At 47.6% G+C, this 26531-nt stretch carries 20 protein-coding genes; 18 read left to right on the top strand and 2 right to left on the bottom strand.

Going from position 1 to position 26531, the window contains the following annotated elements:
- Nucleotides 1-25: 25 nt before the first annotated feature.
- From ACUUHJ_RS29505 to ACUUHJ_RS29480, 6 genes are all read left to right on the top strand, one after another.
- The gene (locus ACUUHJ_RS29505) at nt 26-925 is read left to right on the top strand and encodes an S-layer homology domain-containing protein (protein ID WP_472300778.1); all 900 of its coding nucleotides are present in this window, start codon (nt 26-28) and stop codon (nt 923-925) included.
- Nucleotides 926-4915 (top strand): ABC transporter permease, encoded by a 3990-nt coding sequence (locus ACUUHJ_RS29500; RefSeq protein ID WP_472300776.1) that lies wholly within the window; start codon nt 926-928, stop codon nt 4913-4915.
- 66 nt (nt 4916-4981) lie between these two features.
- Nucleotides 4982-7768, top strand: a complete 2787-nt coding sequence (locus tag ACUUHJ_RS29495) for a lipase/acyltransferase domain-containing protein (protein ID WP_472300775.1) — start codon at nt 4982-4984, stop codon at nt 7766-7768.
- Nucleotides 7769-7794: 26 nt separating this feature from the next.
- A complete protein-coding gene (locus ACUUHJ_RS29490; RefSeq protein ID WP_289674972.1) occupies nt 7795-8127 on the top strand; it encodes a hypothetical protein in 333 nt (110 codons plus the stop codon).
- Nucleotides 8128-8210: 83 nt separating this feature from the next.
- On the top strand, nt 8211-8708 hold the full coding sequence (locus ACUUHJ_RS29485) for a YwhD family protein (protein WP_015893679.1): 498 nt from the start codon (nt 8211-8213) through the stop codon (nt 8706-8708).
- Between the two features lie 239 nt (nt 8709-8947).
- Nucleotides 8948-9205: a hypothetical protein gene (locus ACUUHJ_RS29480; protein ID WP_064200364.1), complete on the top strand. Its 258-nt coding sequence runs from the start codon at nt 8948-8950 to the stop codon at nt 9203-9205.
- 49 nt (nt 9206-9254) lie between these two features.
- Here ACUUHJ_RS29480 and ACUUHJ_RS29475 read toward each other — a convergent pair whose 3' ends face one another.
- The gene (locus ACUUHJ_RS29475; RefSeq protein ID WP_472300774.1) at nt 9255-11306 is read right to left on the bottom strand and encodes a transglycosylase domain-containing protein; all 2052 of its coding nucleotides are present in this window, start codon (nt 11304-11306) and stop codon (nt 9255-9257) included.
- A 196-nt stretch (nt 11307-11502) separates the two neighbouring features.
- Here ACUUHJ_RS29475 and speE point away from each other — a divergent pair, with 196 nt between their 5' ends.
- The 4 genes from speE (at nt 11503) to ACUUHJ_RS29455 (ending at nt 15140) form a co-directional block, all read left to right on the top strand.
- Nucleotides 11503-12336, top strand: a complete 834-nt coding sequence (gene speE, locus ACUUHJ_RS29470) for a polyamine aminopropyltransferase (protein WP_026134007.1) — start codon at nt 11503-11505, stop codon at nt 12334-12336.
- Between the two features lie 19 nt (nt 12337-12355).
- Nucleotides 12356-13225, top strand: a complete 870-nt coding sequence (gene speB, locus ACUUHJ_RS29465) for an agmatinase (RefSeq protein WP_017252411.1) — start codon at nt 12356-12358, stop codon at nt 13223-13225.
- A gap of 180 nt (nt 13226-13405) precedes the next feature.
- The gene (locus ACUUHJ_RS29460; protein ID WP_472300772.1) at nt 13406-14671 is read left to right on the top strand and encodes an MFS transporter; all 1266 of its coding nucleotides are present in this window, start codon (nt 13406-13408) and stop codon (nt 14669-14671) included.
- A 55-nt stretch (nt 14672-14726) separates the two neighbouring features.
- Nucleotides 14727-15140 (top strand): YwiB family protein, encoded by a 414-nt coding sequence (locus tag ACUUHJ_RS29455; RefSeq protein ID WP_064200368.1) that lies wholly within the window; start codon nt 14727-14729, stop codon nt 15138-15140.
- Nucleotides 15141-15243: 103 nt separating this feature from the next.
- On the opposite strand, the gene ACUUHJ_RS29450 is transcribed toward ACUUHJ_RS29455, so the two are convergent.
- Nucleotides 15244-16574, bottom strand: a protein-coding gene (locus ACUUHJ_RS29450; protein ID WP_472301122.1) for an IS1182 family transposase whose coding sequence is annotated in 2 segments (ribosomal slippage) — nt 15244-16034 and nt 16034-16574 — 1332 coding nt in all. Because the reading frame shifts where the segments join, the coding sequence is not laid out codon by codon here.
- 211 nt (nt 16575-16785) lie between these two features.
- On the opposite strand from ACUUHJ_RS29450, the gene ACUUHJ_RS29445 reads away from it, so the two are divergent.
- The 8 genes from ACUUHJ_RS29445 (at nt 16786) to ACUUHJ_RS29410 (ending at nt 26520) form a co-directional block, all read left to right on the top strand.
- Nucleotides 16786-17178: a hypothetical protein gene (locus ACUUHJ_RS29445; RefSeq protein ID WP_015893672.1), complete on the top strand. Its 393-nt coding sequence runs from the start codon at nt 16786-16788 to the stop codon at nt 17176-17178.
- A gap of 77 nt (nt 17179-17255) precedes the next feature.
- The gene (locus ACUUHJ_RS29440) at nt 17256-18674 is read left to right on the top strand and encodes a sigma-54 interaction domain-containing protein (RefSeq protein WP_472300771.1); all 1419 of its coding nucleotides are present in this window, start codon (nt 17256-17258) and stop codon (nt 18672-18674) included.
- 164 nt (nt 18675-18838) lie between these two features.
- Nucleotides 18839-20203 (top strand): lysine 2,3-aminomutase, encoded by a 1365-nt coding sequence (gene kamA / locus ACUUHJ_RS29435; RefSeq protein WP_289674968.1) that lies wholly within the window; start codon nt 18839-18841, stop codon nt 20201-20203.
- Between the two features lie 264 nt (nt 20204-20467).
- On the top strand, nt 20468-22543 hold the full coding sequence (locus ACUUHJ_RS29430; RefSeq protein WP_472300770.1) for a heterodisulfide reductase-related iron-sulfur binding cluster: 2076 nt from the start codon (nt 20468-20470) through the stop codon (nt 22541-22543).
- Between the two features lie 115 nt (nt 22544-22658).
- On the top strand, nt 22659-23198 hold the full coding sequence (locus ACUUHJ_RS29425; RefSeq protein ID WP_472300769.1) for a sigma-70 family RNA polymerase sigma factor: 540 nt from the start codon (nt 22659-22661) through the stop codon (nt 23196-23198).
- Nucleotides 23195-24313 (top strand): hypothetical protein, encoded by a 1119-nt coding sequence (locus tag ACUUHJ_RS29420; protein WP_289674964.1) that lies wholly within the window; start codon nt 23195-23197, stop codon nt 24311-24313. The genes ACUUHJ_RS29425 and ACUUHJ_RS29420 overlap by 4 nt, the downstream gene beginning before the upstream one ends.
- A 161-nt stretch (nt 24314-24474) precedes the next feature.
- Entirely contained in the window at nt 24475-25653 is a 1179-nt protein-coding gene (locus ACUUHJ_RS29415; protein ID WP_289674963.1) for an acetyl-CoA C-acetyltransferase, read from the top strand.
- A 15-nt stretch (nt 25654-25668) separates the two neighbouring features.
- Nucleotides 25669-26520, top strand: coding sequence for a 3-hydroxybutyryl-CoA dehydrogenase (locus tag ACUUHJ_RS29410; protein WP_047069849.1), 852 nt, complete (start codon nt 25669-25671; stop codon nt 26518-26520).
- Nucleotides 26521-26531 lie beyond the last annotated feature (11 nt).

Genomic DNA, 26531 nt, shown 5'->3' with positions numbered 1-26531 from the left:
TATCCGATGAAGAGGGGGTCATTCCATGAACAAACGTGCAATCATGTCATACCTACTAGGAGCTGTTTTCGCAGTGGCAGGGCTTACTGGAGTAGCTGATAGTCAAACCGTACAGGCTGCTGCGTCAGCGAAGGATTACGCTTCACATACAGCAAGGACAGCCATTGATTTCGGTGTACAGAAGAAATACTTATGGCTGGATAGCAAGGGGAACTTTTATCCGAATAGCCAAATCACGCAAGGGCAGTTTATCGCGAGTTTAGTAGCGATTCGCGGATTGAAGGAGGTAGCCCCCGTTCCGGAGCTCCCGGCAGGCCATTGGGCGAAGATGAGCTATGAGCAGGCGCAGAAGGCGGGGATTTTGGCGGGGGTGAAGGTAGAGCCGAACAGGCTGTTGACGAAGGAAGAAACGGCAGCGCTGGTATATGCTGCGTGGAAGCCAATTCGGGGTGAAAAGAATCCGAATTTAACCAATACCGGGGCGCTTATCACGTGGGGATGGATGAAGCCAGCACCTAGTGGTCAGCCCAAATTTCGTGAGGATTTGCCTGTGACGCGAGGGGAAGCGGCGGAAATTTTGCGTTATTTGTGGAAGGATAAATGGCAGCTTGAGCAAGGGGCTAAATTTGCGGATGAGTTTCATAAGAGCTTGAACGTTGTGAATGGGAAGATTAGTGGGAAGGTGCCTAAGGGTGATAGTGATTTTATGATAAAAGCAATGTTCATTACGAAAAAAAACGGAAGGGAAGGATTCTTAAATAACCAATCTTTTAACATATCGTTAAGCAATGTAAGTTCTTTATCTTTTAGTGTAATAAATACAAATGACTCAACTGATGCGGGTATTTACTTGTATACAAAATTACCTAGTTTAGAACAAAAGAATAACACCCGAAGATTTTATATAGAAAAGGGTGGAGAGTAATTGAGAAAACAATTAACTAAGTACAGAAAATTATCTTTTTCTGTGCTTTCCTTTGTGCTTTTGTGTGGGTTAATTACACTACAGCCCAATTTTGTTGATGCCTCTCCTAACTATCACGGTATTGTGGTTGCGACCGTAGATTCAAATAAAGAGCTTTCTCCAAAGGGGAGTTTCGATATCATTGCAATTGAAGATATTGATGCACAGCTTGGTGCAACAGTTTCACAAATTGAAATAGACAGAGTTATTGATAGTAATAGAGTGTTAGGTTTTGCTGATACACATAAAAAGGCAGACAGGGGATGGTACTATGTGGACGGAGATGAGGCTACCTATTGGATTAGCAAGTTTGGAGGGAATCCAAACTACATACTTGGCGGACCTGCCAATGTTTATAGGAAATGGGTAACAGCTAATGAAGTACCAGACTTCAAACCCTACCAAGCCTACAACCTCGCAGAACTAGCCTCCGCCTCAGGCGGCGCAGGCTACACCAAAGGAGACAACCTCGTCCCAGACGGAAAAGGAGGGTACATCTCAGTAGGCCACTTCCGAACAACCCCACAACCCAGCGGCAGCATAACCACCACCAAAACAAAATACAACCTCAACGAAACAGTTGAGATCCATGCAAATGCCACGGACTTTTCTTACTATGACCGCGGCATTTTTGTATGGTCTTTAAGCGTGATCAACAAGACAACAGGACGTGGATACAAGAGCATCTTATCGAATCAAAAATTCAACGATCCAAGCACGACCGTTCCCAAGGTAAACGAGACAAGCAGTCCCCCAGGCTACAAGTGGGCCTTTAAAAATACCGACTATAAGCCTACCGAGCCAGGCCTGTATGAAATATCGCTAACCATCACTGACCTACATCAAAGAAGCCGCCAAGGATCAAGCAGCATAAGCGTTTCGACACCTTATACAGCACAATTCACAGTGGGTGATGTTACTCCACCGGAAAAGCCTGATCCCGAAAAGCCTGACCCAGGTCCAGCATGTACAATCGGATCAACAAAAACCAAACTGAACATTCAAGTCGTTGGCGACAAGGATATTAAAGACCACAATGCTGTTGCCAGCGGCGGCTCAGATATTGCTGTCGAAAAAAATGCCGATATCACTCTCTCTGCCAATAAACCAGGAAAATACACGATGAATGGTTATGACATGAAGCCTGGGGCGAATGGCAACAGGAAAGTCGGGACAGGAAGCATCGGTAGCTCTGGACGGGTAAAAGTCGTCTACACCAGTGATGATGGAACAGAGTGCTGGGAGAAATATTTTAGAGTGGAGTCGCCAGATGGTGAAGACTCATGCCCCATCGTTACGCTGTCGGCATCTGCAGTAAGAAACGGTCAAACCATTGAGATTATGCCGTTCGATACGCTTACGTTCCGGGCCAAATACACAACCAAATACGGAGATAGCTCGGAGGCATCGCTCAAGTGGGATGTATCCCTTCCAAACGGAAAAACCTATACCTTGCCAGTCAAGGAAAATGACAATGGCAGATGGGGACCCTATGATTCCTCCAGTTTAAAGCTTCCGTTCGGAAATATATATAACCCGTACTATTTTCCATTCGAGCGAGGAAAAACGTATAAACTAAAGCTAAACCTCGATGGGACAAAGTGGGGGGAGCGACCTGAATGCAATTGGGAAATAACGATTGTGGTAAAAGATGCTTCCTGCTCGATCGCTGATCAAAAAAAGGTTTCATTTTTAGTACATAGCGAGCCACCTCTGCCATTTTCTCCTGAGGGTGAAGGCATGAATGGATCGGTCAGCTCAGGATTTACATTGAAAGACCCCGTATACATCAAGTACTTTACGAAGGCTGGAGATCAATACGATACCAATCTATCGTTTTCCTCAAAGGTATCTGGTACTTGGTATTGGAAGAGCCCTGAAGGAAAAACAGCGTTAACCGACAAGCTTGCAGCGGACGAGCCATTCAGGCTCATGTTGCCGGCAAGCGTAGATGTTGGCGATGAAATCGTACTGCTGTTCGAGTCCGAGACGGGCTGTACGGGTGAGGTGCGATTCACCATTGAATCCGACCAAAAATGCTGGGATATTCTCGCGTCAGTAGAAATCGATCGAAACAACCAAAAGTGGAGCAAGGATATTCAACGTGGTGAAACCATTGAAATGGCGGCAGATGAGATTCCAGACAAGTATCGGTTTCGGATGTTTTTGTCGGATGATAGTCACTTTTCGATGAGATGGTTTGATCCTACGTCTGGCTCCTGGGAAAGAAAGCGAAACGGAAAGGCACTCGATAGCTCAAACACCTCCACAAATAGCCACTGGGTGTATTTCCCGAGAGACGAAAATGGTCTTCTTTTAGAAGGACTGTACAAGGTGCAATTTTATTCAACCCAGAGTGACGGTTGCGACGGTCATTTTTTTGTGCAAATCGGCAAAGGCGTTCCAAAACCGGATGGAGAGAATTTACTGATTGTGAAATCGAGCTTTCAAATTGATCCGAAGAGCCCTCAAGTGGCAGGAACCGATGCGACGATTACATTCAACGTGAAGAATGCCGGGAAATTAACACATGATACGAAATTGGCTGTTCGCTGGGCGAGCTCAGAAAAGGAAACTCGCTTGGACGTGAATGAATTCAAGCCGGGTGAGGTGCGTAAGATCACGGTTCCGACGAAGTATCCGCAAAAATCGGAGGATTTTATCGCCCATATCAACCCTGGGAAATCTCTGCCGGAAAACGAGACGATCTGGACAGACAATCGTGCGGCTTGGCCAGTGAAGATTGTCGGTGGAGAATTACCGGAGCCGCCTGGTGGTGGAGGCGATTTTGATGGCGGTGAAATTGGGTTAGAGATTTATGACAGTGATCGTCGACAGCTACAAAAACTGCCGCTACATGCAGATGGCGTGTGGGAACGTGAGCCTGCCACGATTCGCGTGGTCATTGATCAGTCGAAAATAAACGAAGGCTTCCAAAAAACAGAACAGGAGATCAATCAGAAAATCACGCAATTTAAAGCGCAATTGGAGAGTTCAATCAGCGGGGACACGATCAAAAACGTAACTGTCACTGCGAATCCGGGGTGGATTTCAGATGCCAAGAGCATGGCGGTTTATACGCCACCACAGCTTGATCTGAAGCTGACAGGCCCCGGAGCCCCGATGCAATGGCAGGTAAGCAGTGCATCTACAGGCACAGAGGTCGTATACACGGGAACCACGGTCCCAACACAGACGACTTGGCGCCAAGTACTCCAATCGCAAAAGTACAAGGCTGAAATCAACGGCTTTGTCATTGTGATGGATTATCAGGTCGATTTTGAACTATCCTACGAGAGCTGCGCTATGAACGACGAAGATGAAGAGGTGTGTGAGCCTCGGAACCTCTCCAAAACGATGGCAGGACGCTATACCATTACGGTAAAAGGGGGAGAGCGCTCCTTTGAGGTCTTTGAACCGAATGCAACAGGCTCGATTCGCCATACAGCCGAATGGGCAGCGTATCATGCCAGAGACCGGTATCCAAACAGCCAGCCAAATGATTACTATGCGGGTGAGCGCATCTTGACACAAATGGAGCTACAGGATCGACACCGCCATCCCGTGAGTAATCAGTTTCCTGTCGTGACAGCTGCGCGGGCATGGATTTCAGAAACAGGCTTACGCCAAACGCCGTTACAGTCGTTGTTAGCCCTGCAACAAGCGACTCCACAGCACTGGAGAGGCCCTTCCTATTCTGCTTCCAAGCTAGGAGCTCGTGAAGTGGGTGTAGATACGCCTTTGATGGGGGATAAACAGCATGGCTTCCAAAAGGATGCGAGCTACGCAGTCTATTACTCTGTTTCCTTTCGTTTTGACGTGAACAAGGGCTTCCCCTATCAAAATAAAGCTTCTGGGCAAGGGCACGAAATAAAAGATTATGCGCTACCCTTCCGTATCATTGCAAATGCATGGGAACGACAAGGAATCCGCAACCATACGACGCAGTAAAAATATTTGCACCCCCTCTCTGTCTTTTTCTACTGTAAAGCTAGAAAAAGGATGAGGGGGATTTTTGTGGGAATAATCACGCGGCGCTTGCTATGTGTGCTTCTCCTATTCGCTTTATGCTTGGGAAATACAGTGGAACAGGGCTGGGCAAAAGAACGGGAGATATTCGTAGAGGAGGCGTGGGCCTGGATCGACGAGGGAGAGGTGCGTTTTCAGGCACAATTATCAGGTACTCCGGATAAAGTCGAGCTTTCTGTCAGTCAGGACAGCGTCAGTAAAATCCGTTCTTTTCACGAGGAGTCTCAGATTTCCCTCGCTATATTGCCTATGGATGATAGCCCTATCCAGATAACGATGTTCATAGATGATGCAGAGGGGGCGTTGGGTAGCTGGGAGCTATCATTACCTGAACACATAGAGCCGACCGTAGAAAAAATAAAAATCAAAAAGGCGCCTTGGGATGAAATGGCTGCCGATCAGGAAGAGCCGTTAACGTTGGTCGAACGAGAGGGCGAAGACAAAAACGAGGCCCCGCCGGAAGAGGCAGAACACAAACAGGAGCAGGATGCCTCCGATAAAGAGCTTTCGCGGCTAGCAGAGGAATTTTATGCGCATTTTTCAAGCGAGAATAAGCCAGGAGAAGCGGAACTGCGAAATAGAGAAGTTCGCTTTGAGGTAGAACCGAATGATACCTTGGGCAGCAAATCAGATTGGCTATTTGATGGAAAGGACAGCCATGGAAAGATTAGCAGCAAAGATGATGTGGATTTTTGGAAAATCAGAGGAACAACAAATGGACAGATGAATATTTCCCTCACAGATATTCCGGCAAACGAAGACTACGATTTGTATGTGTATGATGAGGGGGAAAGGGAGCTTGCCCGTTCAGAGCAGCATGGAAATGAGCCTGAGCTAATCGAGGGACAGGCACTGGAAAAAGACAAATGGTACTACATCAAGGTAGTTGGAAAGCAGGGCTCGTTTTCGAAAGATTACTACTACCGCTTGCGAGCTGATTTTTCCGCGGATCATGGAGGGGGCAAGGCAGATGGATACGAGCCGAATGACACAATGGAAGCGGCATACAAGTTGGATGCATATAACCGAAATATCGTAGGAAATCTTCATTCAAAGACGGATGTAGATCTTTACAGCTTATCCTTTCCGCTCTCCTCTACTGTGGAGATCTCTCTCAAGGATATCCCTACTGGAATGGATATGGACGTATTTCTGCTCGACGAGGCTGGAAAAGTCGTCGCTAGTTCCGAGAAAGCGAAGAATTCGGATGAACATATTATCTTCAATGCCTATCCTGGCACCTACATAGTCAAGGTCATGGCCAGCAAACGCTCGGGTTTTACCGCTAACTCGTACAGTCTTTATATAGGAGACAGGACGATTCCGGTTATCTTAATCCCGGGAGTGGGTGGGTCGCGACTCGAAGTAGAGCAGAACGGAAAGAGATCGGAAATATGGTTGGGACTTGGAGATAGTCTCATTGGTATTAATGATCCTAAACACCGCCGGCTACTCTCCTTGGAGCCGATCAAGCCAAATAGTATAGATGTACAGCCAGTCGCCAGTGATGCGAAGATCCGCCCGGAAAAAGATGATTTTTACGCCATCGAATATCTTTCCTATGCACCATTTTTAAAAGAACTTACTGAACAGTATTACAGCATGGTAAAGGAACTGGAGAAGGCAGGATACAAAAAGCACCGCACCTTATTTGCACTACCGTACGATTGGCGGTACAGCAGCACCAAAAATGCCAAGCTTCTAAAAGAGAAAATCGATGCTGCACTGAAGGCAAGTGGGGCAAACCAGGTGCATTTGGTGGCACATAGCATGGGTGGGCTCTTGGTAAAAGAAACACTTCTATCCAATGTGTCCTACCAGCGCAAAGTGAATCGTGTCGTGTACATGGGCACACCCTTCCTTGGCTCTCCACGGGCATATCAGGCTCTTAAGCACGGATACAATTTTTCGATCCCTTGGCTGGATGAGGAAACGGGGAAAGTGATTTCCTCCTATGCACCTGCCGTTTACGAGCTGCTACCCTCTAAAAAGTACTTTGAAACGGTTGGCTTCCTGAAAAGGAGTAACATTCAGTACTACACCTATGATGATTTTTTAAAGGACAAAAATATTCGCCTCGATTATGCGCCGCTCGTCAGACATGGCGGCCAGATGCATGAAAAGTGGGATAATAAAACAATCAATGTTCCACAGTATTCCATCGTGGGTACCGGCCAAGTAACATTGCTCGGTTACTTTTATGATTCTTTTTATAACGAATGGTCCCCGATTCTCGATCCTGGCGTTGGGGACGGTACCGTTCCGTACATGAGTGCCAATTACGCCCAGAAGGATATGAAAAAACGATACTACGTGAAAGGCGAACACGCCAAGCTGCCGACCATCCCAGAGGTCATCGACCAAGTAACGCGATTGCTACAGGGAGATGATGAATTACAACCAGGGTTACGCAATGCTCCGGATCAAAATGCGGACTATCTGTATTACATCATTGCACAAGATGACAAAAGCTTTCCTGAAGTTACGATACACAAGTCCGGCCAGACCTTTACGCTCGACGCCAATAAAAAAGAAGTACGGGAAGACCTGTCTATTGAATATCACGATCGCATCGTTGTTATCCATGTTCGAGATGGTGAAGACTTGGAGTTTCAGCCGCCTGTAGTTGTAGAGGGAGCGGAGCCAGCGCGCTTTCTGATCAAACGCTTCTCATCAGATGATTCGGAGCGTTACAAAGAAACAGGCAGACGTTACGTGCTTGATGAGCGTGGACTGGCTGAGGTAGAAGAAACTACGGATTCCACTGATGTGTAGTCACCAAAAGCAAAGGGTGTAAGACAATGGATGATAATTGGATTGTCTGGTTCATACTCGGTCCTTTCGTATTCTCATTGATGTTTGCGGGGCCTTTGATTGGTTTGCTCATCGCTGCTTCCATTCGCTTCACGCTAGGCTTTCGAGGCTGGTTGATCTTTCTAAGTGTTCTTTGTATCAGCTTTGTGTACTACCTGTTTATTGTTCCTTCTGACACGATGCTAGGCCAACTGTTAGTCATGAAGGTTGCCATGGCCGTCCATACAGCGATCGTAACGATCCTGATCATGTGGGGCATCGAAAAAATTATCCAGCTTGTAAACAAAAAACGAAACACCCAAAAGCCCATGGATAAATAACTGGGCACATAGGCAAATTGCGTCACCGTACGTTTTTCGAGTAGAATAAAAGGAAGGAGAATGATTGTCTGGAGGTTATTCAAATGGATATTTTTGATAATAAAAAAGGCGGCTTTACTATCATGAGTGGAAAAACCGATGTACACGGCGGTTTTGGTCAAGGTGTACTCGACCTGAATGCTGTGTCCTCGGTTATTATCGATGGGGACGAAGCGTACATTGACATGGGTGCCTTGCATGCCAAAAGTTCTGTAGAAAAAGGCATCAAATGGACGACAAATAAAGAAGAAGTACCAAATGGAAAGCCTTATTGGCTCGTTTGGGTAACAGTCGATCGCAATGAAGCCGGTCCTTACTATGCAGGGGCGACTGCGTGCTATATGGAAATCGATCGGGAAGCGCGTAGGGGCTACAAAATTTTGGCGGATCACGTGAATCGCATGGATTACTCCATGAAGAGACGTATTATGCTGACCGATCTATCCGAGAAGGAAAAAGCCGCTCTGAAAAAGCTTTTGATTGAAAATAACGAGGCGATGTATGAGAATTCTACCGAGGAATTAAAGCAAAATTTGTCCTAAAGTTGGAAATCGTGAACGGTCTGTGAACAAATCGTGAAATCAATTGTTCACACAATTGAAGTCAGGTAAACTTATTTCCATATTGTGTTACATGTACACTTGGTCAACAAACAGGGAGAGAGCCGTCACTCTTTCCCTGTTTGTCTTATATAATTGTCAGCGTTCATCATAGTTTTTGGGAAATCGCGGAACACTAATGGGGATTGAACCAAACTGTTTGACGGAAGGGGCGGTACCCATTGGAAGAAGATCTCCGTGGTAATGAACAATCGCATGATCATTTTGTGAGGCACGGTGGCGTCCATTTCCGCACACATGTGACTCCGACCGAGATAAACAATTTTGTACGCAAGCTCCCTGCTGGAAAAAGGGACAGCTTGTTTGAAGTACTGGAACAGCTTGATCATGCCGGTCTGATTACGATCGTCAACGACCATGTTTTTGCCGATGGAGATGGAGTCGTAGGCGGCGGAGACAATCAGAACACGCTAGGTTAATAGGCATACAAAAAGGACGTACTCGATTAAGAGAAACGTCCTTTTTTCTTTAGTGATCCGGTTTCCACCAACTGCCCATGCGCTGCCAAAAGGTCGAAGAATCCGGCGGCTTTAAAGGTGTTGGTGTCTCATTTTTGGGGATGTGATTCATGCAATAATCTTGAGGCTCTGTTCCGCTGGCGAAATAAAAGAGCTGTGGATTCGGACAATGCTCGGTCGCCAGTTTTCCAGAAGCGGGATCGATATAGACAGAAACAACACCAGCTGGCATGTCAAAGAGGGCAGGGGGCTGACCTTTGAGCGCACTTTCCATGAACTGGGCCCAGATTTTTTTGGACAGATAGCCTTCCTTTACATCATCGACTTTTTGATTTTTGTCGTAACCTACCCATACGGTCGAAACCAGTTGCGGAGTGAATCCGCTCAGCCAAGCGTCATAATCCGTAGATCCTGTTTTCCCTGCTACTGGTCGGTTCATTTCACCAGCTACGCGATATCCCGTACCGCCTTGTTCAAATACACTTTGCATCATATTGACTAAGAGAGCAGATGCGACAGGATCGGCTACCTGCGTTTTCTCTGGTTTTTCTTCAACCAAAATGTTGCCCTCGCTGTCCTCGATGGAAGTGATCGCAATGGGCTTCACTGCTTGTCCCTTGTTGACGATTGCTGCATAAGCTGCGTTTAACTCTAAGGGAGAGACAGGTGAAGTCCCTAGTGCGAGAGAGGGAACTGCTTGCATCGAGCTGGTGATACCTAACTGCTTTGCCTGATCAACCACTTTTTGCGGCCCGAGAAAATCAATGGTCTTGACGGCATAAATATTGTCGGAGGTTTTGATTGCTTCACGCATGTTGATCAGTGCGTTTGGATATTTTCCACCAAAATTGCCGGGAATGTACTGCTTATTGTTATCGTAAGTAAAAACGGTCGGTTCGCTTTTCATCAACGTGAGCGGTGTATAGCCGTTTTGCAAGGCTGACAAATACATGATCGGCTTGAAGGAGGAACCGGGCTGGCGCTTGCCAAGCACGCGATTGAACTGACTCACCTTGTAATCACGTCCACCTACCATCGCTTTGATATAGCCGGTAGCAGGGTCCATGGCGACGAGGGCAACCTGCAAATTCGGATTATTCTTCGGTAAGACGGAGGCGACGATATCCTCGGCCTTTTTTTGTACAACTGGATCAAGGGTCGTGCGGATTTTTAGACCACCATGAATAAATTTTTCTTCGTCAATGCCATATTTGTTTTTTACCAAAGTAGCGATGTAATCACGGAAATAAGGAGCTGGCTCGGTTACCTTATCGTTTGCTCGCTGTTTCAGCTTGATTGGTTCCGCGTAGGCTTGCTCTGCTTCCTTCGATGTCAGTAGATTGTCGCGCTCCATCGCATCCAAAATGAGCTTTTGTCTGGCTTTGGCGCGTTCCAAATCGACAAATGGTGAATAATAAGTAGGACCCTTAGGGATGCCTGCGAGCATGGCGCTCTCTGCTACCGTCAAATCTTTGGCGTCCTTGCCGAAATAGGTTTGGGCAGCAGCTTGTACGCCATAGGCTGAATGTCCGTAATAAATCTGATTCACGTACATTTCTAATATATCATCCTTGCTGTAATTCAGTTCAAGCTGAATCGCAAGCAGGGCTTCCTTGATTTTTCGCTCCCATGTCTTGTCCAAGCTGAGGTACAGATTTCTCGCCAATTGTTGGGTGATGGTACTGGCACCTTGACGCATGTCCATGTTAACGACATCGACATAAGCAGCCATGGCTAATCGTTTCCAATCAAAACCGAAGTGCTCGCGGAACGAACGATCCTCGATAGCAATGGTCGCATCAAGCAATGCTGGTGAAATCTCTGCAAGTGGCACAGAAATCCGGTTCTCGCCACGATGCATCGTATCCAAAATCTCTCCATTGGAAGCGTAAATCGTCGTGGTTTGTTTCACAAATGTTTCCGGGAGTGGTTGTGAGCGTAAGTACAAAATGAGCAGCAAGATGGCAAAAGAGAAACATAATAGGCTGAGAATGGTAAATTTTACAAATTTCTTAGCCCAACGCAAATAGCGCAGCAATGGGGCTTCGCGAATGACTTCCATGTGTGCCTCTCCTCCTTTCTGCGGTTGAATAAATAAAATAGGACATACTACGTTACTAGTAGTATGTGTCGCTTGCAAGCTGGTTAAACTTTCCTTGCTAGAAAAATATCTTGCAATTTGGAAGACAGCTACTATAATTTTCTTGTTATATTGTATTTTCATGCGGTTAATTGAAGGAGGTTACATAGCCATGAACATGGAATTGTGGTACACCGAAAAACAGACGGAAAATCACGGGATAACAACGAAAATTACAGAGACCCTATACAGTGAGAAATCCGAGTTTCAACAAATCGACGTAATTCATACGAAGCAGTTTGGTCGCATGTTAGTGCTCGACGGCATGGTTATGACTACCGATGTCGATGAGTTTGTCTACCATGAAATGATTTCTCATATCGCGTTGAATACGCATCCAAACCCGAAAAAGGTTCTGGTTGTAGGCGGCGGCGATGGCGGTGCTATTCGTGAAATCGTAAAGCACGCGTCTGTAGAAAAAGCAGTTCTGGCTGAAATCGACGGTGGCGTCATTGAGTCTTGCAAAAAATATTTCCCTGAGATTGCGAGTGCATTGACAGGTAATCCGCGTGTAGATGTACAAGTCATCGATGGTATTAAACATATTCATGACCACAAAGGTGAGTACGATGTGATCATGGTCGATTCTACAGAGCCAGTTGGCCCGGCTGTAGGTCTGTTCGAAAAAGGTTTCTACCAAGGCATCCACGATGCTTTGAAACCAGACGGTATCATGGTTGCTCAAACGGAATCTCCCTGGTTCAACCGTGAACTGATCAAGCGTGTGTTCAAAGACCTGAAATCGATCTTCCCGGTTACTCGCCTCTACACTTGCAGCATCCCTACTTATCCATCCGGACTGTGGAGCTTCACCATCGCTTCCAAGCAACATGATCCGTTGGAAGTAGACCCAGCGAAAATCAAAGATCTGGGCACCAAATACTACAATGCGGAAGTTCACCACGCTGCTTTCAAACTGCCTAACTTTGTGGCTGAGCTGACCCGCGACTAATCGGGGGAGAACTACACCTATGCGTTTTGACGAAGCATACTCTGGAAATGTCTTTATCCGTAGTCACGGGAATTACGAAGAAAGCCAAGCGGTTATTTACGGGATGCCGATGGACTGGACAGTGAGCTTCCGTCCGGGCTCTCGTTTTGGCCCTGCCCGTATTCGTGAGGTTTCTATCGGACTGGAAGAGTACAGCCCGTACTTGGACAGGCTGTTGGAAGACATCAAATACTTTGATGCAGGCGATATTCCACTTCCTTTTGGAAACGTGGAAGGTAGTCTGGACGCGATCCGTACATTCGTGGCAAAAGTATTGGCAGATGGCAAATTCCCATTGGGTCTTGGCGGAGAGCACTTGGTTTCCTGGCCAGTATTCCAAGCGGTTTATGAAAAGTACAAAGACATGGTCGTATTCCACTTTGACGCGCATACAGACCTGCGTGACAACTACGAGGGATACGAATACTCCCACTCCACCCCGATCAAAAAGGTATGCAACCTAATCGGCGGTAAAAATGTATACTCTTTCGGAATCCGCAGCGGGATGAAGGACGAGTTTGAGTGGGCAAAAGAAAACATGCACCTGTACAAATACGATGTACTGGAGCCAGTGAAGCAAGTGCTGCCTACCATCGGCAACCGTCCGATCTACCTGTCGATCGACATCGATGTATTGGACCCTGCGCACGCTCCAGGAACAGGTACTACAGAAGCAGGCGGCATCACGTCTCGTGAGCTGCTCGATACCATTCACTTCATGGCAAACAACGGTGCGAATGTCATTGGTTGTGACCTGGTGGAGGTTGCTCCTGTGTATGACCACAGTGAAATGACGCAAATCGCGGCGTCCAAAATCGTTCGCGAGCTGCTCTTGAGCTTTGTAAAATAAGATATCTGTGTAAAAAAGCCTCCGGTTTTGAAAAAGAACCGGGGGCTTTTCCTATTGGTGAGAGAAATTGAACTGAATTAATAAACATTTTAGTTTACAAAGTATAAAATAGTCAGTACAATCATAATAGTGAGATGATTGAAAAGTCGACGGAGGTTTTCTTACAAAGGAGTTGTCTGTATGAGAGAGGTATTTGCCTACGCACCATTTCGAAAGCTGTTCTTTTCCAATTTGTTCTCCGGTTTTGGGCAAGGCATGACGATGATTGGGATTGCCTGGTTCCTCGTGGAAACGACAGGCTCTGCTCAACTTTTGGGCTCCACTATGTTTACTTCTGCGGTACTGATGTTTTTTATTGGGCCGTATATCGGGACGCTCATCGATCGTTACTCCCGCAAAAAAATGCTGCTGATAGAAAACTTGATCGGATTTAGCGTACTTGGCCTGCTCGCGATCTGGGGCTTTTTCGGAGAGTACACCGAGTGGATGCTGATTGTTATCTATTTGACGACGACCTTTATGTACCAGATTCATTACCCGACCCAGTCCGCGTTGGTTCAGGAGACGTTTGAGCCCAAGCACTACAATAGCATCAACAGTCTGCTCGAGATCGAAGGACAGACGGCATCCGTTCTTGCTGGCGCGTTTGCGGGGATTTTGCTGAGCTCCTACGGGCTGCATGTGGTGATTATTTTCAATGCGATTACCTACTTGTTCGCCTTTACCCTGCTGTCTACCATGACGTATACCTTCACACTGGAAAAAGAAGCGAAGCAAAACCAGGGTGTCGCATGGACGGTGCAGCTGATGGAAAGCTGGCGGTACATTCAGCAAAAGAAAGGATTCCTTCTGTTTGGTATATCCGCACTGATGCCCTTCGTTGCTGTTATGGCGACGAACTTATTGAAGCCGGTTTACATAAGCCAAACGTTGCAGGCGGGTGTCTCGGTTTATTCGCTAGGAGAGGTTACGTATGCACTAGGTGCTGTGGCGGCAGGTTTACTCGTTGCGATCGTTGTACGCAAGATGGGGCAGCTGGCAGCCATGATCGGCAATACGTTGCTATTCGCGATTGCCATTGTCGTCATGATTGCTTTGCCGTATGGCTGGGCGCTGATTGCGGCGTACACGTTTTACGGGTGGAGTAACGCTTCTGTTCGCTTGATTCGGCAATCGCTCTATATGATAGTTGTGCCGAAGCAGCAGATGGGGCGGGTTATGAGCTTTTTCAACTCCATCGGCATGATGATGCGTCTGGTCCTGATCGGTTTGTTTACGGCGATGATCGATTACACGGGGGCAGGAGTCGGATACCTGGTGTTGGCGGGTCTGCTGTTGCTTGCGGCGATCGGGATTGCTGCTACCATGAGATTCCTGCTGGCGGATGCCAAAGCGGAGGCGGCGGATGCCAAAGCGGAGGCGGCGGTTGCCACAGAAGAGCGATGAAGGGTAGAATGTAGGGATATAAGGGAAGCGAAAGAAAGTGGAGTGTGGAAGCAGCATGCAAGACATACAAGTGAAATTGACGGCACGGCATCATGTCGAAGGCAACTGGGAAGAAACGACCCACAGCTATGAAGGCAAGCGCGTACAAAAAGCATCTGCGTGGTACCTGACCTACAAAGAGCAGATGGAGGACGTTGGCGAAGTAAGCACGACACTGAAGCTGACAGATACGTCTATTACGCTGGTCCGTCAGGGTGGTGTTTCAACCAGGCAGCAATTCGAAAAAGGAGCCAGCACCCATTCTACCTATCAAAGTCCCTATGGCCCGTTCGCAATGGAGACGCATACGAACAAGCTGCGAATTCGCTACGAGGCAGAGGTTCCTGTACAGGTAGAAATCGCATACCAGCTATGGATGAATGAGCAGTACGCTGGTGAGCATGAGCTGAAAATAGAGCTAGGAAAATAAGCCGCCCTTTGCAAGGGCGGCAGCCTGAAGAGAAACCCCCTTTTGGGGGATTTCTTTTTAGTATTGTTCAGCACGAAGTGCTGAAAAAAAGGATAGCCTGCACCTAACTTGCTTTCGCTAGGTGTAGCGCTATCCTTTTAATGTTTTGTACTGTTGCTGTCATCAATACCTGCTCTTGGACATTTTCACGTCCGCGTAACCTACAATAGCGAAGCCCATGCAGTTCTTTAGCATCTGCAAAGCTTCGCTCTATGGTTTGGTATCTTAATCTATATAAATATTTCCCCGATTTACTTAAACGGTTCTGTCGAACCCATTCCTTACTCTCTTCCCAAACGTGCCTGCTTATCACCTTTTGGTGATTTTTAGATCGGGTACACTCAGAAAGCCTTGGACAAGTTTTACATATTTCTTTATTGGACTTATACATCCTGTATCCGTTTCGATCGGTAGTCGAATAAGTAAGCGTATGTTTTTGAGGACATGTGTACACATCGCACTCCAGATCATATTTAAAGCGCCATTTAGCAAAAAGACCTTTAACAGGTGTAAAGGCACGATGACCGATGACAGCAAATACATTTATATCGTGAAGTGCCTTGCAGATTGGAGTAGTTAAATAACCAGCATCTAATGCAATAGCTTCAATTGTATCCTGAAACCCAAACTTCTCGATTTGGAGATTCAGCCTATCTATGTAAGGAACGGAATCATGGACATTGCCAGCAGTGACATGGACATCGGTAATAATATTGTACTTATGATCGACAGTCCGGTGATCGAGATAGAAAAAGCCTTCGGGCTTGCTGTCTCGAACCATGTAGCCACTTTCCGGATCAGTGGTACTCATCTTGATTTCCTTTTCTTCCTTCACACCCTCTCTAGGCTTCAATCCTTTTTTCCATGTACCTCACGGTCTTCATTAATTGCTACCTCTAAATCTTTGAGATAGGCACGACTCGTTTTCTCGATGACATGCTTCTTAAATTTTCGTTTATTCGCATTTGCTTTAAGATGCGTAGAATCACTTATCAATACACGTCCAGCGACCATTCGATGCTGAATCGCCAAGCGAACAATTTCATCAAAAATCTCCTGAAAAACATTTGTATTTTTAAAACGGGTTCGACGATTCCAACTGATTGTTGTGTGATCTGGAACTCGATCTGTTAAAGAAAGGCCAAGAAACCAACGATAGGCGATATTAGTCTGGATTTCTTTTTCGAGTTGCCTCTCTGAGCGGATACCGTAAAGGTATCCAATGAAAATCATTTTAAATAAAACAATAGGATCAATCGACGGTCTACCGTTATCCTCGCAATAATATTGACGTACTTTTTCTCGGATGAAGGAGAAATCTATATGTTTCTGGATGACCCTTAATAAATGGTCCTCTGGGACCAATTCATCAAGACACACAAATTCGTAATGCATTTGTGGATTTTTATCATTGGAGGTAAGCACAATAATCACCTACTATAAAATGTAATTATAAGAATTATAACAAATTAACGCGGTGTCGCTTTAAAATTAAGTGAAATAAAAATGGCTGTCGACTTTCTCGACAGCCTGCCGCCCTTTGCAAGGGCGGTTTTTTGCACGTACAATAGGAGTACTTGCGGCTGAAGTGAGAGGGGGATACAGCATGTTTGTACTCACAAATGGACTAATAGCCGGTTTGGGTCTTGCTGCTTTTTTGGCGCTCGGGGATGGTTTGTTTGATACCAATACCTTTCCCGTTTTAATTGATGTCAGCTATGTACCGGGCATGGAAAACCTGCCCTCTATTGTAGAACTATTGATTCATCTGCTGATTAGTGTGATCGTCGCCTTTTTTCTCATGCACTTTTACCCGTGGGAACGAAAAGCCCGATCGGTACGATACTTGCTGTACTGGATGCTCGGTTTTTCTGTCGCGTTTTTCCCATTTAGTGTGTTAAGTAAATCCCCGATCAGTATGACAGCGTTCCTCATTTGGATATTGGGACATTTACTGTATACCGCTATGCTTGCTATTCAGGTAGGGCGTAATCGATAATAGCGTAAAAGTGCCGAATATTCGGCGAAGTGATGATTTTTTGGCAGCATGAATGGAAGGAAGGAGTGAAAGCCAGGATGCCGTTGTCAGATACGGTAGAAATGTTGCAGGCGATCTTGGGTGCTATCGATGAAGGGATTCACGTTGTGGACGCAAATGGCATTACGATTTTCTACAATCATGTCGCAGCCAAGCTCGATGGGTTGACCTCAGAAGAGGTGTTGGGGAAGCCATTGTTGGAGGTTTTTCCTTCACTTGATCGACAGTCGAGTACACTGCTTCGTGTTATCGATAGTGGCGAATCAATCTACAACCAGACACAGACATATAAGAATTGGAAGGGAATGCGTGTAGAGACAATCAACACGACACTTCCGGTGAGAGTAGGCAAACGGTTAGTTGGTGCAGTCGAGGTGGCGAAGGATATCGGCAAGCTAAAAGAACTGTCGGAGCGCTTGGTTGATCTTCAGGCCAAAATTAGCAAGCCGAAACGGACAAAACGCGCGGTAGATGAAACGACTTTCCATTTCGAAGATATTTTGACGATGAGTGAAAAAATGAAACGGCTCAAAGAACGCGCTCGAAAAGCTGCCCGGACAAGTTCTCCTGTGTTGATATACGGCGAAACCGGGACGGGAAAAGAACTGTTTGTCCAATCTATTCACCACGCATCTGTGCGCAGTAGTAAGCCATTCATCGCGCAAAACTGTGCCGCGCTTCCGGCCGCGCTGCTCGAAAGCCTGCTGTTTGGCACGACAAAAGGAAGCTTCACGGGAGCCGATGATCGTCCAGGGTTATTCGAGCTGGCTGACGGTGGTACGCTATTTCTGGATGAACTAAACAGTATGCCGCTCGATTTGCAAGCAAAGCTGCTACGAGTCCTCCAGGACGGTCAGATCAGACGGATCGGTGGGAGCCATTCGACCAAAGTGGACGTACGGGTAATCGCAGCAGTCAACGAAGCACCGCAGTCACTCGTGGAACGAGGTGTCATGCGAACCGACCTATACTATCGGATCAACGTCGTCTCTTTTGAACTGCCTCCATTGCGAGAGCGCAGAGAAGATGTGGATATGCTGATCGATCATTTCTTGGAAAAGTTCAACCAGATCTTCGGTATGAATGTGCGTGGAATCAGCAGTGAAGTGGCTAGTTTGTTTGCTGCGTATGAGTGGCCGGGGAATGTCCGTGAACTGGAGCATGTCATAGAAGCAGCCATGAATATGGTAGAGTCGGACATGATTTTGTTGGATCATCTTCCGGCTCATTTGCTGGAACGCTCGCAGTCTGAGAAAAAGGAAGCACCAATCTCGGCTCAACTCCTACCCAAGGAAGGCTGTACGCTGCCCGAAATTTTGCGTGAGGTAGAGGAAAAGGTGATCAAAGAGGCGATGCAGCAAACGGACGGCAATGTACTTCGCGCCGCCAAGCTCCTGGGCATCCCAAGACAGACGCTGCAATACAAGCTCTCACAGCGGATGATCCCTCCCTGTTGAGTGCCGAAAATTCGGCAGACTCGCGAAGGATCAAATGGATAAGAAGCGCTCACAAAACGCTCTATTCCTTATTTTCTAAATCTTTTGATTTGTTGGCATGGCACTTGCATCTCTTGTTGATTGAGTGAAGCGAAGAGGTTCACCATAAGACGAGAGGAGACGGGATGCACATGACAGTAGCGACAAAACGCGATTGGCGTTCGATAGAACTTTGGAAGGATGTCACGGACGAGCAATGGAATGACTGGATGTGGCAGCTTACGCACACCATCAAGACGGTCGATGATTTGAAGCAGGTAATCAACCTGACACCGGAAGAGGAAGAGGGCGTACGTATTTCTACGCAAACGATTCCACTCAACATCACACCGTACTATGCTCATCTGATGGATCCAGACGATCCAAGCGATCCGGTTCGCATGCAGTCTGTACCTTTGTCCTCTGAGATGGTTCGTACCAAATACGACATGGAGGACCCACTCCACGAGGATACCGATTCTCCTGTACCTGGTCTGACGCATCGTTATCCAGATCGCGTGCTTTTCCTGGTGACGAACCAATGCTCCATGTATTGCCGTTACTGTACGCGTCGTCGCTTTTCCGGTCAGATCGGCATGGGCGTGCCAAAGAAACAGCTGGATGCCTGTATCGATTATATTCGCTCTAGACCAGAAGTCCGCGATGTACTGCTCTCCGGTGGAGACGGTCTGTTGATCAATGACCGCGTACTGGAGTACATCATCAGCAGCCTTCGCGATATCCCGCATGTTGAAATTATTCGGATCGGAACGCGTGCACCTGTTGTATTCCCGCAACGCATTACCGAAAACCTGTGCAATATCCTGAAGAAATACCATCCAGTTTGGCTTAATACACACTTCAACCATCCAAAAGAAATTACACCGGAAGCAAAGCTGGCTTGCGAGATGCTCGCCAATGCTGGTGTTCCGCTCGGCAACCAGGCAGTTATTTTGGCCGGTATCAACGATTGCGCGAATACGATGAAAAAGCTGGTGCAGGACCTGGTGAAAATCCGCGTTCGCCCTTATTACATCTATCAATGCGACCTGTCAGAGGGAATCGGACACTTCCGCGCACCTGTCAGCAAAGGTATCGAAATCATCGAGCACCTGCGCGGCCATACTTCCGGCTATGCAGTTCCGACCTTTGTAGTAGACGCTCCACACGGCGGCGGTAAAATTCCTGTCAGCCCAAATTACATCATTTCGCAAGCGTCCGATAAAGTCGTCCTGCGTAATTTTGAAGGCGTTATCACGTCTTATCCAGAGCCGAAGCAATACCACGAGCATGATGAAGAAAACTGCGAATACTGTATCGCTGCAAAAGGCAAAGCAGTTGGTATCGCAGCACTCATGCAAGACGAGGTAGACAATCTGGAGCCGACTGATCTGCCGCGCAACAAGCGCATCAAGGCAACCAAGGTCAAATCACTCGCGGATGTACGCTCGGAGCAAAAGGCCAAGAAAGAACCGACCACTGCCGAGACGAAGGAAGCTTCAGGAAAATAAGCAGGATCAACAGCTACCCGTATAAAGGTAGCTGTTTTTTTCGTAAGAATATTTCCAACTCTTCGAAGAGGATGGATGATTCGCAACTTGTGTGTTAAGATCGAGTTGTACCCATTATGAGCGGTCGCTCAGTATCGTTTCATTTTTCGAAAAAAATAAACAGACTGACTGAATACTCATTCATTTATTTCCATGATTCTGATAAGATAGAAAAAACGATTTCCACGTCCAAAGACAAACTCGCAATAGAGGGGAGTAGAAAACATGCTGGCACTCATTAATTTGATCGCCTTTTTCCTGGTTCTCGCTTACGGGCTGTATTTAGCCGGACATGTCGTGTACAGCAGATACTTGTTTATCAATCTGGGGAAAAAGCCGGATGTGAAAAATGACTTTGGGGCACGTATCAATCTGATGCTGGACAACGTCATTTTCCACAAGAAGCTGCTGAAGGACAAGAAGAGCGGCGTGATGCACGTCGTGATGTTTTACGGTTTTATCACTCTGCAATTCGGAGCCATCGAGCTGATTATCAAAGGGCTTTCGAAAGGCTACGAGCTTCCTTTTGGCAGCGCTCACAAATACTTCTCTGTCATGCAGGAGATCACCACGTTTCTCATTTTGGCTGCGGTCGGCTACGCTTTTTACCGCCGCTATATTGAAAAGCTCAAGCGTCTGAAGCGCGGCTTCAAGTCAGGGATTGTTCTCTTGCTGATTTCCTCTCTGATGGCGACTGTCTTGCTCTCGCTCGCTTTTGAACAAATTTGGCTCGGACATGAGCCATCGGCGTTCGCTCCGATCTCTTCTGTTTTCGCGATCGTCTTATCTACGATTGGGGTAGGGACAACGGGTGCAGTGATAGGCTTTTACGTTTTCTGGTGGCTGCATCTGATCATCTTGCTCGGCTTCGCGGTGTACGTGCCGCAGTCCAAGCACGCGCATCTGCTGTTTGCGCCTGTGAATGTGTGGTTCAAAAAGCTGGACCCGCCAGGCAAACTGACTAGCATTAATTTCGAGGACGAGACGCAGGAAGAGTTCGGTGTCGGCAAAATCGAGGATTTTACACAAACGCAGCTCATTGACCTGTATGCTTGTGTGGAGTGCGGTCGCTGCACGAATATGTGCCCGGCCTCTGGAACGGGAAAAATGCTCTCCCCGATGGATCTGATTACGAAAATGCGCGACCATTTGACCGAAAAAGGTGCGTCGGTGACGTCGCGTACGCCATGGATGCCGAGCTTCGCTTTTTCGCAGACGACTGCCAATCAGATTGCGTTCCAAGCATCAGAAGTAGCGGCTACAGCGGAAGGAGCAACTGCGGTCTATGAGAAAAGCTTGATCGGCGATGTTATCACCGAGCAGGAGCTGTGGGCTTGTACGACCTGTCGCAACTGTGAAGACCAATGCCCGGTAATGAATGAGCACGTCGATAAAATCATCGATATGCGCCGCTATTTGGTTATGACGGAAGGCAGCATGCCAGCAGAAGCGCAGCGCGCCTTGAACAATATCGAGCGTCAAGGCAACCCGTGGGGAATCAACCGCAAAGACCGGACGAAATGGATTGAAGGTCTGAACGGTGAGTACGAGGTGCCAACTGTGAAGCAGGTCGAGGAATTCGAGTACTTGTTCTGGGTAGGCTCGATGGGATCATTTGACTTGCGCAGCCAAAAAATTTCGCAGGCATTTGTGAAGCTCATGCATGAAGCGGGTGTGAAGTTCGCCATTTTGGGCAACGAGGAAAAGAACTCTGGGGATACGGCTCGCCGCATTGGTAACGAGTTCTTGTTCCAGCAGCTCGCCCAGGAAAATATCGCCCTGTTTGAAGCGTATGAAGTCAAAAAAATCGTCACCTGCGACCCGCATGCGTTCAATACGTTTAAGAATGAATATCCGGAGTTCGGGTTGAATGCAGAGGTGTACCACCACTCTGAGCTGTTGGCGGAGTGGGTGAAGGAAGGCAAATTGAAGCCAACCAAGGAAGTCAAGGAGCGCATCACCTACCACGATTCCTGCTACTTGGGCCGCTACAACGAAATTTACGACAAGCCACGCGTGATCCTCGAAGCCATTCCTGGCGTAGAGGTGGTCGAAATGAAGCGCAGCGGCTGCGACAGTATGTGTTGCGGCGCAGGCGGCGGCTTGATGTGGATGGAGGAACATGAGGGCTCTCGTGTAAACGTCACACGTACAGAGCAAGCTCTTGAGGTCAACCCCACAGAAATCGCCAGTGCATGCCCGTACTGCCTGACGATGATGAACGACGGAATCAAGACCAAAGAGCAGGAAGATCACGTCAAAACACGCGACGTCGCGGAAATTCTCGCAGACGCCATCTAGGTTTATACCATGCGCAAGTCTCGGTGCTAATCAAGCGACGAGGCTTGCGCATTATTTTTTTGCAAAAAAACTGTAAGATAATGGAGCCAGCTGAATCAAAAAGAGTGGGAAGGGAGTGAGGAAGCTGGAGCTTACAGAGAAAAGCTTAACCAAAACAAAGGAAGCATTATTTGATGAATTGATCCGGCACTACTTGAAAAAGGTGCTGCGCCTCGTGTATTTGATGGTCAAGGACCGCAGTCTTGCTGAGGATATTACCCAGGAAGTGTTCCTGTTAGCTTACAAAAACTTGGGGAAATTCCGCCAAGAGAGCTCGATGCAAACATGGGTGTACCGAATCGCCGTCAACGAAGCGAAAAAGCATCTACGCTCGTGGTCGTTCCGTCACTTGTTTTTCAAATCGGAAGTGGACATAGAGGTAGTCGAGGGGGCAGAGTCGGCTGTTTTGCAAAATGACCTTCGCACCCGTTTTGCCCATCTCGTCATGAAGCTGCCGCATAGCTATCGTCAGTTGATTGTTCTTCACTACTACGAGGAGTTGCCCGTAGAGGAGATCGCGGTCATTTTGGACACGTCTGCAGGAGCGATTTATACGAAAATGCACCGCGCACGCCAGAAGCTCAAAGTGCTGCTGGAAAAGGAGGGGATGGAATGAACCTGGACAAATGGCTCGTGGAATTCAAGGAAACGGCTGACCGGACACTGTTGCGCGGAATGGACGATACGACTGGCTTGGAGGAGCGGATTCGCATGAATATCGAGAAGAAAGGCAAGAAAAGGTTTCGTTTCATCTACCCTGTAAGCGCAGCACTTGTTGCGGTTGCGCTTGTCATCGGGTTTACCCCTTATATACTGCAAAAGGAAAGCACGACGAGTACACATACGCCGAAGGGAACGTCTGCCGAGCCAGGGACCCATCAAAAGCCTGATCCAAAGGCTCACCCAGCTTCTGATGATCAGGTGATTATGGGAACGGTAGATGAGATCATCGATGTCTTGCGTGTTGGGATGACACAAGACCAAATCAAAGCAAAGATTTCGTTCCCTTACACAGTTGTAGACGATTATGGCGGAAGCGGGGACGATGGCACAGAAGAGTACTGGGGCTATTCGATTCTCGCAAAAGAAGGATATCAGCGAAAAGATTGGACCATGATCGATACGGAGGCTCTGCTAAAAAGAGACGTGGGCTTGCAGATGTTAGTTGGATGGAAGGATAAAAAGCTTCATTGGTATACCATAAGCTATGTCAAAGGCAAAGAGGTCTATCTTTTCAAACTGAATAGTAACGGTACCGTTACTGAGGATATCGTAGATGTTCCCCAGGATGGCATACAAACACCTCCGGCTACGTCTATATTCGATTTAAAGTCAGAGGAAGAAGATCGTTTTTACAATTACATGTATGAGAAAAAAGATGAGCTTTTGCGTGGATTATCTCCAATCGATGTGTTGAAGCTGTATGTGAAAGCACAGCAAGAGGGTCAGCTCGAAATGCAGTACGCTTTGCATATCGAGGACGATGGATTTGAGAAGCCAACACCGGAGCAATACTTGGAAGATAGGAAGAAAGATCCTGTTGGAGCACGAAATAGCTGGAAGCAGCTGAAATCGATGCAAGAATGGGCAAGTGACATAACGCTTGAGCAAATGTCTGACAAGGAAGCGGTTGTCTGGGTGACTTTCAAGGACAACAGGGATAAGGTTGCCTATAAAATGCAGAAAAACAAGCAAGGCATCTGGAAACTAAGCTGGATGGCACGACAATAGAAAGAACAGCCTGGCTCTCACAAAAGTCAGGCTGTTCTTTTTTTCAATATTGATTGACTATTCGTACGGAAGACGGCAAAATAAAAGTATGCAAAATGAACGAACGCTCGATCAATTTAGTTTTTATTGATGTGAAACATCATCCGAATGGAGGGCATTCGATGAAAACGGTCATTGTAGGGGCAGCGCGTACCCCGTTTGGTAAATTTGGTGGAGCTTTGAAAGCGCTATCGGCAGTTGAGCTCGGTTCCATTGTGATCAAGGAAGCGGTAGAGCGCGCTGGCATTTCCGGCGATCAGGTGGACGAAGTGATCATGGGCATGGTCTTGCAGGCAGGTGCGGGTCAGGTACCCTCACGCCAGGCAGCTCGCAAAGCTGGTTTGCCGTGGAATGTAGCGAGTGAGACGATCAACAAAGTATGCGCGTCCGGAATGCGTGCAGTGACGATGGGGGACCAGATCATTCGGGCCGGGGACGGAGAGATCATCGTCGCTGGCGGCATGGAGAGTATGAGCAACGCACCGTATGCACTGCCAGATGCACGTAACGGAATGCGGATGGGAGATTCGACCGTACGTGATCTCATGATGTACGACGGCCTCACTTGCCCGTTTCATCAAGTGGCGATGGCTGTTCACGGCAGCAATGTGGCGGAAGAGAACGGGATTACGCGAGAAGAGCAGGATGCGTGGGCGCTGCGCAGCCAGCAGAGAGCCGCACAAGCGATGGAAAAAGGACTTTTTGCCGACGAGCTTGTCTCGGTTTCCATTCCGCAAAGAAAAGGGGATCCGCTGCAAGTAACCGTCGATGAAGGACCACGTCCGGATACCACCGAGGAAGGATTGGCGAAGCTGCCACCGGTGTACAAAAAGGACGGAACAATCACGGCAGGCAATGCACCGGGAATCAACGACGGAGCGGCAGCAATGGTGCTGATGTCAGACGCGAAAGCACAACAGCTCGGCATCAAGCCGCTTGCGACGATACTGGGACACGCCGCAGTCGGAGCAGAGGCTCCTTATATCGCGACAACTCCGGGGCTTGCGATCAACAAGCTCTTGGAAAAGACAGGTGTCTCGCTTTCGGAGATCGATCTATTTGAGGTAAACGAAGCATTTGCCGCGGTGATTTTGACCAGTGGTAAAATCGTTGGCTGGGACGCAGAGAAAGTGAATGTAAACGGGGGAGCGATTGCGTTCGGACACCCGATTGGCGCGAGTGGGGCTCGGATCATTATGCACCTCGCCTATGAATTGAAAAGACGAGGCGGCGGCTTAGGGATCGCGGCAATTTGCAGCGGTGCCGCACAGGGTGACGCCATCTTGATTAAAGTAGACTAAGGGAGGCCTTTTTGCATGAACGTACAAACGATTATGGTCATCGGGGCAGGACAAATGGGCAGCGGGATTGCCCAAGTAGCGGCGCAGGCTGGCTTTCGCGTTTTTCTGAACGACGTCCAGCAAGCATTTGTAGAGCGCGGTCTGGCCACGATTACGAAAAACTTGTCGCGCAACGTGGAAAAAGGCAAGCTCAGCGAAGCAGATAAGGAAGCGATTCTCGGCCGTTTGACACTGTCTACTGATCTGGCAGATGCGTCTGAAGCAGATTTTGTGGTAGAAGCGGTGACAGAAAACATGGCGGTCAAAACGCAAATCTTTTCCAAGCTGGATGAAGTATGTCCGCCGCATACGGTGCTCGCGAGCAATACATCCTCGCTGCCGATTACTGAGATTGCGGCAGTTACAAAGCGGCCGGAAAAAGTAATCGGGATGCATTTTATGAACCCCGTTCCAGTGATGAAGCTGGTTGAGATCATCCGCGGGCTGCAAACGTCCGATGAGGTCTATCAGCTGACAGAAGATTTGTCCAAACAAATGAGCAAGGTACCCGTGAGCGTCAACGATTTCCCAGGTTTTGTGTCCAATCGGGTACTGATGCCAATGTTGAATGAAGCGATTTATTGCGTGTACGAAGGAGTTGCAACACCGGAAGCGATCGATGAAGTGATGAAGCTGGGCATGAACCATCCGATGGGACCGCTTCAACTGGCTGATTTCATCGGGCTGGATACTTGCCTCTACATTATGGAAGTACTGCACGAAGGGTTCGGTGATTCGAAATACCGCCCATGCCCATTGCTGCGCAAGTACGTAAAAGCAGGATGGCTAGGCAAAAAATCCGGTCGTGGTTTCTACGTGTACAGCTAGCCGAAGATTTC

This window comes from Brevibacillus schisleri, from assembly GCF_055685845.1.
Note: the sequence above shows the minus strand (reverse complement) of the source record. Positions and strands in the feature narration are given on the sequence as shown.

Excerpts from the sequence above, each read along its gene's own strand:
- kamA (WP_289674968.1), top strand. The coding sequence starts at position 18,839 with ATGCACATGACAGTAGCGACAAAACGCGATTGGCGTTCGATAGAACTT.
- ACUUHJ_RS29455 (WP_064200368.1), top strand. The coding sequence starts at position 14,727 with ATGCAAGACATACAAGTGAAATTGACGGCACGGCATCATGTCGAAGGC.
- ACUUHJ_RS29420 (WP_289674964.1), top strand. The coding sequence starts at position 23,195 with ATGAACCTGGACAAATGGCTCGTGGAATTCAAGGAAACGGCTGACCGG.
- ACUUHJ_RS29490 (WP_289674972.1), top strand. The coding sequence starts at position 7,795 with ATGGATGATAATTGGATTGTCTGGTTCATACTCGGTCCTTTCGTATTC.
- ACUUHJ_RS29505 (WP_472300778.1), top strand. The coding sequence starts at position 26 with ATGAACAAACGTGCAATCATGTCATACCTACTAGGAGCTGTTTTCGCA.
- ACUUHJ_RS29440 (WP_472300771.1), top strand. The coding sequence starts at position 17,256 with ATGCCGTTGTCAGATACGGTAGAAATGTTGCAGGCGATCTTGGGTGCT.
- ACUUHJ_RS29475 (WP_472300774.1), bottom strand. The coding sequence starts at position 11,306 with ATGGAAGTCATTCGCGAAGCCCCATTGCTGCGCTATTTGCGTTGGGCT.
- ACUUHJ_RS29430 (WP_472300770.1), top strand. The coding sequence starts at position 20,468 with ATGCTGGCACTCATTAATTTGATCGCCTTTTTCCTGGTTCTCGCTTAC.
- ACUUHJ_RS29485 (WP_015893679.1), top strand. The coding sequence starts at position 8,211 with ATGGATATTTTTGATAATAAAAAAGGCGGCTTTACTATCATGAGTGGA.
- speE (WP_026134007.1), top strand. The coding sequence starts at position 11,503 with ATGGAATTGTGGTACACCGAAAAACAGACGGAAAATCACGGGATAACA.
- speB (WP_017252411.1), top strand. The coding sequence starts at position 12,356 with ATGCGTTTTGACGAAGCATACTCTGGAAATGTCTTTATCCGTAGTCAC.
- ACUUHJ_RS29445 (WP_015893672.1), top strand. The coding sequence starts at position 16,786 with ATGTTTGTACTCACAAATGGACTAATAGCCGGTTTGGGTCTTGCTGCT.
- ACUUHJ_RS29415 (WP_289674963.1), top strand. The coding sequence starts at position 24,475 with ATGAAAACGGTCATTGTAGGGGCAGCGCGTACCCCGTTTGGTAAATTT.
- ACUUHJ_RS29460 (WP_472300772.1), top strand. The coding sequence starts at position 13,406 with ATGAGAGAGGTATTTGCCTACGCACCATTTCGAAAGCTGTTCTTTTCC.
- ACUUHJ_RS29410 (WP_047069849.1), top strand. The coding sequence starts at position 25,669 with ATGAACGTACAAACGATTATGGTCATCGGGGCAGGACAAATGGGCAGC.